The organism is Bacteroides acidifaciens, from assembly GCF_024623065.1.
Classification (GTDB): domain Bacteria; phylum Bacteroidota; class Bacteroidia; order Bacteroidales; family Bacteroidaceae; genus Bacteroides; species Bacteroides acidifaciens.
In genome coordinates, this window is record NZ_JANJZR010000031.1 from 16233 (window position 1) to 27038 (window position 10806).

General features: G+C 37.6%; 10 protein-coding genes and 1 pseudogene. 10 read left to right on the forward strand and 1 reads right to left on the reverse strand.

The genetic code is table 11. The features are described from left to right. Window positions 1-17 precede the first annotated feature (17 nt). Complete coding sequence (locus tag NSB03_RS10805; protein ID WP_024987118.1) at window positions 18-1049, reverse strand: alcohol dehydrogenase; 1032 nt, start codon at window positions 1047-1049, stop codon at window positions 18-20. Between the two features lie 320 nt (window positions 1050-1369). Here NSB03_RS10805 and NSB03_RS10810 point away from each other — a divergent pair. From NSB03_RS10810 to NSB03_RS10855, 10 genes and pseudogenes are all read left to right on the forward strand, one after another. Beyond that, window positions 1370-2373: pseudogene (locus tag NSB03_RS10810) on the forward strand (DUF2726 domain-containing protein); the annotation flags it as partial. A gap of 164 nt (window positions 2374-2537) precedes the next feature. Then, a complete protein-coding gene (locus NSB03_RS10815) occupies window positions 2538-2948 on the forward strand; it encodes a DUF3276 family protein (RefSeq protein WP_228099371.1) in 411 nt (136 codons plus the stop codon). Window positions 2949-3079: 131 nt separating this feature from the next. After that, window positions 3080-4585 carry a class I SAM-dependent DNA methyltransferase gene (locus tag NSB03_RS10820; RefSeq protein ID WP_257420450.1) on the forward strand — a complete coding sequence of 502 codons (1506 nt, stop codon included), beginning with the start codon at window positions 3080-3082 and terminating at the stop codon, window positions 4583-4585. A gap of 49 nt (window positions 4586-4634) precedes the next feature. After that, window positions 4635-5627 carry a site-specific tyrosine recombinase/integron integrase gene (gene xerA, locus NSB03_RS10825; RefSeq protein ID WP_004304867.1) on the forward strand — a complete coding sequence of 331 codons (993 nt, stop codon included), beginning with the start codon at window positions 4635-4637 and terminating at the stop codon, window positions 5625-5627. Between the two features lie 2 nt (window positions 5628-5629). Beyond that, window positions 5630-6406, forward strand: a complete 777-nt coding sequence (locus NSB03_RS10830) for a restriction endonuclease subunit S (protein WP_257466388.1) — start codon at window positions 5630-5632, stop codon at window positions 6404-6406. 12 nt (window positions 6407-6418) lie between these two features. Then, entirely contained in the window at window positions 6419-7507 is a 1089-nt protein-coding gene (locus tag NSB03_RS10835; RefSeq protein ID WP_257466389.1) for a Fic family protein, read from the forward strand. Window positions 7508-7517: 10 nt separating this feature from the next. Further along, window positions 7518-7874 carry a GIY-YIG nuclease family protein gene (locus tag NSB03_RS10840; RefSeq protein ID WP_024987125.1) on the forward strand — a complete coding sequence of 119 codons (357 nt, stop codon included), beginning with the start codon at window positions 7518-7520 and terminating at the stop codon, window positions 7872-7874. 14 nt (window positions 7875-7888) lie between these two features. Then, window positions 7889-9118 carry a restriction endonuclease subunit S gene (locus NSB03_RS10845; protein ID WP_024987126.1) on the forward strand — a complete coding sequence of 410 codons (1230 nt, stop codon included), beginning with the start codon at window positions 7889-7891 and terminating at the stop codon, window positions 9116-9118. Window positions 9119-9124: 6 nt separating this feature from the next. Then, entirely contained in the window at window positions 9125-10231 is a 1107-nt protein-coding gene (locus tag NSB03_RS10850; RefSeq protein WP_024987127.1) for a PDDEXK nuclease domain-containing protein, read from the forward strand. Between the two features lie 10 nt (window positions 10232-10241). Next, window positions 10242-10790, forward strand: coding sequence for a restriction endonuclease subunit S (locus NSB03_RS10855; RefSeq protein ID WP_004304857.1), 549 nt, complete (start codon window positions 10242-10244; stop codon window positions 10788-10790). Window positions 10791-10806 lie beyond the last annotated feature (16 nt).

Consider the following 10806-nt stretch of genomic DNA (forward strand, 5'->3'; position numbering starts at 1 on the left):
TTCATCATAGCAGTTCATTAATAAATGGCTACCTTAATGACTCCGTCCAACTTATTTTCAAATATACGGTAGGCTTCCTCAATCTCGTTCAACGGAAATCTATGTGTAATAAGAGGAGTAGTATCTATTCTGCCCTCCTCAATCAGATTAAGAATCTCAGCACAATCACAACCGTCCACTCCGCCAGTTTTGAAAATCAAGTTCTTGCCATACATATCGGGCAAAGGAAGAATTTGTGGTTCGTCATAGAGAGCTACAATAGTCACAATAGCATTGGGACGGGCACATTCCCACGCCAGGCGGAAAGTATCTTCACTGCCAGCCACCTCTAATACAACATCAGCACCCCCATGTTCACTGTTTTGAATCACAAAATCCTTGCAGTTTTCAGGTTCCACTACCAATACATCAGGATAATGTTCACGCACAAACTGGATTCTTTCAGGTGACTTTTCACAGACAATAATACGTTGTGGTTTCTTCAGCATCACACACAATAAAGTACAGATTCCAGTAGGACCGGCGCCAATAATAAGCACAGTATCATCCTTGGTAATCTCCGAGATACGGGTTGCCCAAAAGCCTGTTGCAAGCACATCGCCCACAAACAAAGCCTGTTCGTCACTGACTGTATCAGGAATACGGTTCAGTCCCTGGTCAGCATAAGGAACTCTGACATATTCTGCCTGACCGCCGTCAATGCGGCAACCCAAAGCCCAACCGCCATTTGGGTCGGTACAGTTGTTGACATATCCCCGCTTGCAAAAGAAACACTCCCCGCAGAAAGTTTCGACATTCACAGTTACCCTATCTCCGGGCCTGACTGAGGTGACATCAGCCCCTATCTCTTCTACGACACCCACCATCTCATGTCCGACTGTCGTTCCGGGTACAGCACGCGGCACACTGCCATGTTTGATATGAAGGTCACTAGTACAAATACTGCCAAGAGTCACTCGCACGATTGCATCCCGTGAATCTATTATTCCCGGTTTCGGCTTCTCCTGTAATTCAAATTTCCCGTGTTCAACGTATGTGTATGCAAGCATAATATCTTCTTTGTTAATTAACAGTTCCATTTCATTGCAAAGATAATGATTTCATCAGTAAAACATAGGCCTTATATCACGTTCGGCTATATGAAACGAAATCTCACCCTACCCGGCAGCAATAAACAGCCTGATAAAGTAGTTTTGCATTTTTTTCATTTCTATTTTGGGTATTCAAGAAATTACTTTTACTTTTATCTGCGAAATAACCGATAAATAATAAGAACACAAACCGGATCCTACCAATTATCAAATAGCCACTCCAAGAAGAATCTTATCAAACATCGAGACACTATCCATTTTAAGAGCGATTTAGAAAATTAGAAAAGGAACTAGCCAACAAAGATGCAGCGGAAATGGCTAATAAATGGCTGATGCATCGATGAAGTATCTGAAAAATAAGTTATTCCGTACTTATGGCAATAATCATGACAAATCAGCCTTTACTTTAGAAGACCTGAAAGATAATTAGCGGGAGGTACAGAAAGAGTATCCGATTTATACTAAGCACTACATTTTCATCAGTAAGTAGCCTGCATCGGGATGCCGTATATGATTATCTGATTATGGATGAAGCTTCACAGGTTTCGGTAGAAACAGGAGCTTTGGCATTATCATGCGCTAAAAATGCAATCATTGTCGGAGACACCATGCAGTTCCCCAATGTAGTCACGGAAGAAGATAAGAAAAAGTTGGACTTTATCGCTAACGCATGTCTGATTAAGGCTGAATATGATTGTGCCCGTATGAGTTTCCTACAATCTGTCTGCAAAGTGATTCCGAATGTACCGCAGACTTTATTACGGGAGCATTATCGGTGCCACCCTAAAATCATCAACTTCTGCAATCAGAAATTTTATGGCGGGAATCTTGTTATCATGACACGTGATAAAGGAGAAAAGGACGTAATCCGTGCCATAAGAACCGCCAAAGGCAACCATTCCCGCAATCATCTGAATCAATGGGAGAAGACATTCTGCAAGAGAACATCAATATGCGTCATTTGAATATCATTTGCCATTTACCTCTTTATATGTTGATTCAGGACTATTCTCTGCTAAATGCTGAAGAGAGCAAATATGCTGCAAATATTAATACCCATATCGACTTTCTGATTTATAATCGTGTGAGCAAACAACCGATATTGGCTATTGAGACAGACGGTTATATGTATCATAAATTTGGGACAAGGCAGGCGGAACGTGATGTTAAGAAGGATCATATATTGGAGTTGTATGGTATTCCGTTGGTGAGATTGTCTACTATTGGTAGTAATGAGAAGAAAGTTATTGTAGATAAGTTATGTGAGGTATTACATTTATAAATAATAGGAATAACATCTCAAATCATATTTTTAACGTACATTTTTTGCTCAAATAAGAGTTTTTGCGTGCTCCAGCCACAGAAAGAAGAAATTTTACTCCATTTATAATAACAACATCAGTAATAATGCCTACATTTACTCCCAATTTAAAGTACGACAACATTATGGAATATAGATTATCAAGTCATAGCGGAGATTTATTCTTTGATCTGAAAGAAAATAATGAAGAACAATATCTCAAAATAACCCAAAGTAAAAATATAGGTTCCGGAAATTTCAGAAGAGAAAAAATATTCATAGACCGTTCAGAGCTATTACAATTCAGAGATGCTATCAACAAAGCTATTGAATATTGGTCTTTAGAAACAAAAAAAGAAAATAAACCAGAGAAAAAATATTCTTTAGAAGAAAAGAGACAAGAATACGGAAATGCTTATTTACCTTGGGAAAAAGAAGCTGACGAATATTTAATTCGCTTATATGAAGAAGGAAAAAGCATCAAAGAATTAACAGAAATCTTTGAACGTAATAATGGTGCTATCCGTTCAAGACTGAAAAAACTCGGGAAATTATAACAAAAACACAGCAAATGTTAAGATAAACATTACTGATTATTCCTATTTTTGCAGGATTGACATCAATGTTTTCCAAAAACATTGAATACATATAAAATATAAATCGCAATAGTAAAAAAATAGCTATAAGTATGGCAAAGACAAATACAGCCGAATTAGGATTTGAAAAACAAATATGGAAAGCAGCTGATTTATTACGTGGCAACATGGATGCATCAGAATATAAATCAGTCGTTCTAGGACTTATTTTCCTTAAATATATATCAGACAGTTTTGAAGCAAAACATCAAGCTCTTATCAATGAAGGAGAAGGCTTTGAGGAAGACAAAGATGAATATTCCTATGAGCATATTTTCTTTGTACCCAAAGAGGCTCGTTGGTCGGTCATAGCAGAAGCAGCGCATACTCCGGAGATTGGCACTGTCATCGACAATGCCATGCGACTGATAGAGAAAGAAAATCCTCGTTTAAAAGGGATTCTTCCTAAAAACTTCGCACGACCAGAATTAGATAAACGCCGTTTAGGGGATGTTGTGGATTTATTTACAAACGTTCAAATGAAAGAACATGGGGACAGTAAGGACATACTAGGGCGTACCTATGAATATTGTCTCTCCAAGTTTGCAGAAGCAGAAGGAAAACTTGCCGGTGAATTTTTTACGCCATCATGTATTGTCCGTACATTAGTTGAAGTGCTTCAACCATATAGTGGACGTGTATACGATCCGGCTTGCGGCTCTGGTGGAATGTTTGTACAATCAGCCAAATTTATCGAACGGCATCATGGAAATATCAATAACATATCAGTATTCGGTCAAGACAGCAATCCCACTACATGGAAAATGGCTCAAATGAATCTGGCGATTCGAGGCATTGAGCCCGACCTTGGAAAATTCAACGCTGACACATTTTTTGATGACCAGCATCCTACACTAAAAGCTGATTACATTCTGGCAAACCCTCCGTTTAACCTAAGTGATTGGGGAGCTAACAAACTTCAGGATGATGTACGCTGGAAATATGGTATACCTCCTGCTGGAAATGCCAACTTTGCCTGGCTTCAACACATGATTCATCATCTTTCCCCAAAAGGACGTATAGGAATGGTACTTGCCAATGGTTCTCTATCCTCGCAAACAGGCGGTGAAGGAACTATCCGCGAAAATATTATAAAGGCAGATCTAATAGAAGGTATCATAGCATTACCTTCCCAACTTTTTTATACGACAGGTATTCCGGTCTCTTTATGGTTCCTCAACCGGGCTAAAAAACAGACGAATAAAATACTGTTCGTTGATGCCCGTAATATGGGTAGTATGGTCACTCGCAAACTCCGTGAATTATCCGAAGAAGATATAATGAAAATAGCGGGTACTTTTGATGCTTTCAATTCAGGAACTTTAGAAAATGAAAAAGGTTATTGTGCTGTTGTATCAATAGAGGATGTAGCCAAACAAGATTATATCCTCACCCCGGGGCGGTATGTAGGAATTGCAGAAACAGAAGATGACGGGGAACCGTTTCAAGAAAAAATGGAACGTTTAACTTCTGAATTATCTGATTTATTTGCACAATCCCATGACCTCGAAAAAGAAATTCGCAAACAATTATCTAGTATAGGATTCACAATCAAATAAATATTACTATATTCTTCGATTCATTAATCAACCCAAATAATAGAAGAATATGAAAGAAAATTTGATTCAAGAAATTAGCAATGCGATGACAGATGTTTTAAGTATAGAACAAATGGCTCAACTTAATGGAGTATTACTTCAAGTTATAAGTAAATACACTATTACAAAAGACGGTGAGAAAGAGCATGAAAATGCTGCTACAAACGACCGTCTGCTTGAAATCTTTTTGTCCGCAAAGCAAGTTGAAGGCTGTACTACTCCGACTATCAAATATTATAGTTCAACAGTCAAACAACTTTTCAAGACTATGCCTAAAAAAGTAGTAAACTATTCTACAGAAGATATACGAGCATACTTGGCTGTATTCCAACGCAAGCATAAGTCCAGTAAAGTGACAATAGATAATATTCGACGAATCTTTTCTTCCTTCTTTTCATGGCTTGAAGAAGAGGATTATATTATAAAGAGTCCTATACATAGAATCCATAAAGTAAAAACCGGCACACAAATCAAAGAAGTGCTTACTGATGAGAACATCGAGCACCTTCGCGACAACTGTACGGAAATTCGTGACCTTGCAATGATTGATCTCTTATGCTCAACCGGAATGCGTGTCGGTGAATTAGTAAAACTAAACCGAGAAGACATCAATTTTAATGAACGAGAATGCATTGTTTTTGGCAAAGGAAATAAAGAACGGATAGTGTATTTCAATGCAAGAGCTAAAATACATCTGCAACAATATCTTAGCTCCCGTAAAGACAGAAACAAGGCATTATTTGTCTCTCTTGCCAAGCCACATAATCGACTGCAAATATCGGGTGTAGAGGTTCGGTTACGTAAAATTGGGCATTCTTCAAAAATTGCTCGTGTCCATCCTCACAAATTCCGACGAACACTTGCTACAATGGCTATAGATAAAGGAATGCCTGTAGAACAAGTACAAAAGTTACTTGGTCATGTAAAAATTGATACTACCATGCATTATGCTATGGTTAATCAAAATAACGTAAAACTATCTCATCGTAAATACATTAATTAAAAATGCGGATAAGATACAATACATATAACAATAAGAATCATCTGTTTTACAAAAACAGGCAGATAAATGATAATTTAGAGCAGCAGGCACAGGCGTTGTTCAAGGCGTGGTTCGTGGATTTCGAACCGTTTAGAGGTGGAAAGTTCGTAGATTCTGAATTGGGAATGATACCTGAAGGATGGAACATACAATCTATTTCTAGTATCTTTAATTTTCAAGAGGGCCCAGGAATTAGAAATTGGCAATATGTTAATAATGGTACTAAATTTATCAACATTAGATGCATCAATAATGACATCATTAATATACAAAATGCCAATATGATTTCGGATGAGGAGGCTCAAGGTAAATATGCTCATTTTATGCTCAAAGAAAATGATATTGTTATATCTTGCTCAGGGACATTGGGCAGAAAGGCTTTAGTACTTAAAGAATATCTTCCTTTATGTTTGAATACCAGTGTCATCCGATTTACTCCTCGAATTAATAGACAATTAGGTTTTTTATACGGATATTTAGGTTCTTCTCTTTTCCTCAATAAACAAATAGAGTTAGCTTCTGGCAGTGTTCAAGCAAACTTTGGTCCAATACATCTAAAAGGAATGTCAATAGCGATTCCTGATAACAATGTATTAAATCAATTTTCTGACATAGTCAATTCTATAATACAAAAGAAAAAGAACATTATATCCGAATCGCTGCGACTTACGAATCTTCGAGACTCAATTCTACCCAAATTGATGTCTGGAAAGATTAAAATTGATAAATTAAACAGCTAAAAACATTAGACGATGAATGACTTTGAAGAATATATAAGACAAGGAGAGCCTCAAAAAAGAGAAAAAGGCTATGCTTGGCAAACCGCTATCGGCTTGCAGGCGGTGGATGATTTAAAACCGTCTGAATATCTGATACAAACGGCACGTCAGCATATTGAGGGTGATATAACTATCGAAGAAGCCAAACAACTTATTGATAGCTACTATGAGTCTAAGACCGTCAGGGCAGACATAGAAGACAGAACGGAAGAAGCCGATAAGGTATCGGCACGTATTGCCGAGATATTATCGGAGAAAACATTCACATTCTCGCCTGTTGAGTATATCACCATTCATCGCCGCCTTTTTCAAGGTATCTATAAATTTGCAGGAAAGGTCCGGGATTACAATATCACCAAAAGGGAGTGGGTGCTGAAAGGCGAAACTGTTCTTTATGCCAGTGCCAACAGCATACGCGAAACGCTCGATTATGATTTCATGCAAGAGAAGAATTTCAGTTATAAGGATTTGAATATCAACGAGGCTATCACACATATAGCCAAGTTTATATCCGGAGTTTGGCAAATTCACGCTTTCGGTGAGGGGAATACCCGTACAACAGCAGTGTTTACAATCAAATACCTGCGCACGTTTGGCTTCGACATCAGCAATGAAGCGTTTGCCAATCATTCGTGGTATTTCCGTAATGCCTTGGTTCGCGCCAACTACAACAATTTGAGCAAAAGCATTTATGCTACTACAGAATATATTGAAGCATTCTTCCGAAACTTGATTCTACATGAGCATAACGAGCTGAAGAACCGGACAATGCTTGTGCAAGAATCTTCTTCACAAAACATTCAAAGTGCAAGTGCATCCAATGACGCTGCCTCAAAGTGTAATATTTGCACTTTGAATTGCACTTTGGAAGAAATAGCTGTGCTTAACTTCTTGCGAGAACAGCCTAAAGCCACGCAAAAAGAAATTGCTGCGCATATAGGAAAATCTGAGAGAACAGTCAAGACCATTACCGTAAATTTGACCGAAAAAGGCATCATCGAACGCAAAAACGGCAAAAGAAACGGTTTTTGGGAGATTAAAACCAACGATTTAACCCGCTAAATTCTCATTTATGGAACAATGGAAAGAAACATATAATACAGGATGGAGTGATTGGAAATCTTTTCCAGACCCGAGAAAAGGAGAATACATAAATGCCCCATTGGGAAGCGGAGTGTATCAGCTTAGGAACAAGAAAACTAATGGATATGTTTTATTTGGAACCAGTAAACATTTGGCACATAGGATGACATCGCTATTACCTAAGCCACACGGTGCTGGAACAAGAAATAATGAAGACAAACAAAATTATGTTTTAAGTAACATACAAGATATAGAGTATCGAACAATATCGTTTATAAATAATGACGATGCAAAACGATTTGAAACCTATATTAAGTTTATAGAACAATATCTTTTTAACACATAATTAGATATCTTTTTATGGAACAGTGGAGACAGGATAGACTTATAGATATTTTAGACACCTTGATTGATTATCGTGGTAAGACTCCCAATAAAGTTGATTGTGGTATCCCTTTAATTACAGCTAAAATAGTCAAAAATGGAAGAATAGATACTCCTACTGAATTTCTTCCGACAGAAGATTATAATGGTTGGATGGTTAGAGGGTTTCCGCAGGTGGGAGACGTTGTTCTTACAACAGAAGCTCCATTAGGCGAAGTCGCACAATTAACGGATGAGAAAATAGCTTTAGCCCAAAGAATAGTCTGCCTACGAGGTAAAGAAGGAGTTTTGGATAATACATATCTAAAATATTTCTTTTTGTCAAATATTGGACAAAATAGGTTAAAAGCGAGAGAAACTGGCACAACGGTAACTGGTATCAAGCAGTCAGAACTGAAAGAAATCCTAATTGACTATCCTAAGATTGATACTCAAAAAGCCATAGCCTCCGTTCTTTCCTCTCTCGACTCCAAAATCGAGCTAAACCGTCGGATAAATGATAATTTAGAGCAGCAGGCACAAGCGTTGTTCAAGGCTTGGTTCGTGGATTTTGAGCCGTTCAAGGATGGGAAGTTCGTGGAATCGGAACTGGGGATGATTCCTGAAGGGTGTCGCGTTGGTAAAGCCGAGGATTTTTATAATATTAATATTGGTAAGACCCCACCACGAAAAGAGCAAATATGGTTTTCCAGTAATTCATCTGATTATACATGGGTATCTATTTCAGATTTAGGATCATGTGGAAGATTTGTTTTTACATCATCTGAATTCTTGACGCATGAAGCCATTAAAAGGCATAATATTATACTTGTTCCCAAAGATACAATTCTACTAAGCTTTAAACTTACAATCGGAAGAGTTGGAATTGCAGGAACTGAATTAACAACTAATGAAGCTATAGCAAGATTTATCACATCGGATGAAAATAGGGAATATACATATTTCTTATTAAAAGGGTATAATTACGAAAAGCTTGGAAGCACATCATCCATTGCAACTGCTGTCAATTCTAAAATAATTAAGGCGATGGTAGTTTTGATGCCTGATAAAGAAATACTTAAAGCATTCAGTTCATTGACTAAACCGTATTTCGACCAAATACTAAGAAATGAACAGGAAAGTATTAGGTTAACAATTCTACGCGACACACTTCTCCCGAAGCTGATGTCAGGAGAACTAAAAATTAACGCAACTGAAGTATTATAGATTACGATGAACAAGTCAATAAACATACTTGATAAAGAATATCTGCAATGGGTGAAAGACCTTTGCGGTCGCTACCGTCAAAGCCAAATAAAGGCAGCGGTGAAAGTAAATGTGGAACAGTTGAAATTCAACTGGTTTTTAGGTCGTGACATTGTTGAATTGCACGTAGAAGAACGCTGGGGCGAAAGTGTTATCACTCGATTGAGCAAAGATTTACGTGAAGCTATACCCAATGCGGCTGGTTTGTCAAAGAGCAATATTTACTATTGTAGGAAGTTTTATTTGTTATACAAGGATGCTCTAAAAACTTTCCACCAACTTGGTGGAAAAAATGAAACGGAATTATTCCACCAAGTTGGTGGAATATTTGAAGTCCCATGGAGACACCATTGTTTGATAATGGATAAAGTGAAAGACGATATAGACAAAGCTCTGTTCTATGTTCACCAGACGGTGGAGAACGGCTGGAGTCGTAGTATGCTGCTCAATTTCATTAGCACCGACCTTTATGAGCGGCAGGGCAAGGCACTGACTAACTTTACAAAAACATTGCCCGATGTGATGAGCGACCTTGCACAGGAACTGACTAAAGATCCTTACAACTTTGCTTTTACCGGAATAACAGGACGTTACAATGAACGGTTACTCAAAGATGCACTATTGAATAACATCACCCGTTTCCTTATTGAATTAGGGACAGGGTTTGCTTATGTGGGCAAAGAATATCGTTTGGAGATAGGTGAAACTGAAAACTTTATTGACTTGCTCTTTTATAATCTTTCCCTCTCTTGCTATGTGGTAGTGGAAGTAAAGATTGGCAAATTTGCGTTTGCTGACATCGGGCAATTAGGGGGTTATGTGGTAGCTTGTAATCATATACTACGTAAAAAAGGACGAGATAATCCAACCATTGGCTTACTAATTTGCAAAGAGAAAGACCACATACAGGCTCAGTATGCTTTGGAGTCAAGCAACCAACCTTTGGGTATATCCGAATATGATTTGGAAAAGTTCTATCCCGAAAAAGTGGAAGGTACTATGCCTACCATTGAAGAGATAGAAGCTAAATTAAGAGATACTGATGATAGTGAAACCAACGATTTAACCCGCTAAATTCTCATTTATGGAAGAGTGGAAGAAATATAAGTTAGGAGAAATAACCAGTAAAATAGGTAGTGGCGCAACACCTAAAGGAGGACGAGATTCCTACTTAGGTGGTAACATCGCATTGATAAGAAGCCAAAATGTACTGGATTTTTCATTCTCCAAATTAGGTTTGGCTTATATCAATGAAGTGCAAGCTGAAAAACTTAGTAATGTTGAAGTTTATGAGAAGGATGTACTACTTAATATAACAGGAGATTCTGTTGCAAGAGTATGTATTGTACCTAACAATGTACTTCCGGCAAGAGTAAATCAACACGTTGCTATTATAAGAGGAAACGATAAGGTAGATTATAGATACTTGCTGTATTATCTGCAATATATTAAACCTCAGTTATTATCCTTATCACAAGGTGGTGCTACAAGAAATGCACTTACTAAAAAAATGATTGAGGAGTTAGAGGTAAAAATGCCTTCAAAAGGTATTCAAAAAGAGATAGTATCTATCTTGTACGCTCTCGATTCCAAAATCGAGCTAAACCGTCGGATAAATGATAATTTAAATTAATCGCCTAATATATTCA

What these genes read in the sequence shown, in the direction of transcription:
- NSB03_RS10805 (WP_024987118.1), bottom strand. Translation starts at nt 1,049, where the DNA reads ATGCTTGCATACACATACGTTGAACACGGGAAATTTGAATTACAGGAG.
- NSB03_RS10815 (WP_228099371.1), top strand. Translation starts at nt 2,538, where the DNA reads ATGGAATATAGATTATCAAGTCATAGCGGAGATTTATTCTTTGATCTG.
- NSB03_RS10820 (WP_257420450.1), top strand. Translation starts at nt 3,080, where the DNA reads ATGGCAAAGACAAATACAGCCGAATTAGGATTTGAAAAACAAATATGG.
- xerA (WP_004304867.1), top strand. Translation starts at nt 4,635, where the DNA reads ATGAAAGAAAATTTGATTCAAGAAATTAGCAATGCGATGACAGATGTT.
- NSB03_RS10830 (WP_257466388.1), top strand. Translation starts at nt 5,630, where the DNA reads ATGCGGATAAGATACAATACATATAACAATAAGAATCATCTGTTTTAC.
- NSB03_RS10835 (WP_257466389.1), top strand. Translation starts at nt 6,419, where the DNA reads ATGAATGACTTTGAAGAATATATAAGACAAGGAGAGCCTCAAAAAAGA.
- NSB03_RS10840 (WP_024987125.1), top strand. Translation starts at nt 7,518, where the DNA reads ATGGAACAATGGAAAGAAACATATAATACAGGATGGAGTGATTGGAAA.
- NSB03_RS10845 (WP_024987126.1), top strand. Translation starts at nt 7,889, where the DNA reads ATGGAACAGTGGAGACAGGATAGACTTATAGATATTTTAGACACCTTG.
- NSB03_RS10850 (WP_024987127.1), top strand. Translation starts at nt 9,125, where the DNA reads ATGAACAAGTCAATAAACATACTTGATAAAGAATATCTGCAATGGGTG.
- NSB03_RS10855 (WP_004304857.1), top strand. Translation starts at nt 10,242, where the DNA reads ATGGAAGAGTGGAAGAAATATAAGTTAGGAGAAATAACCAGTAAAATA.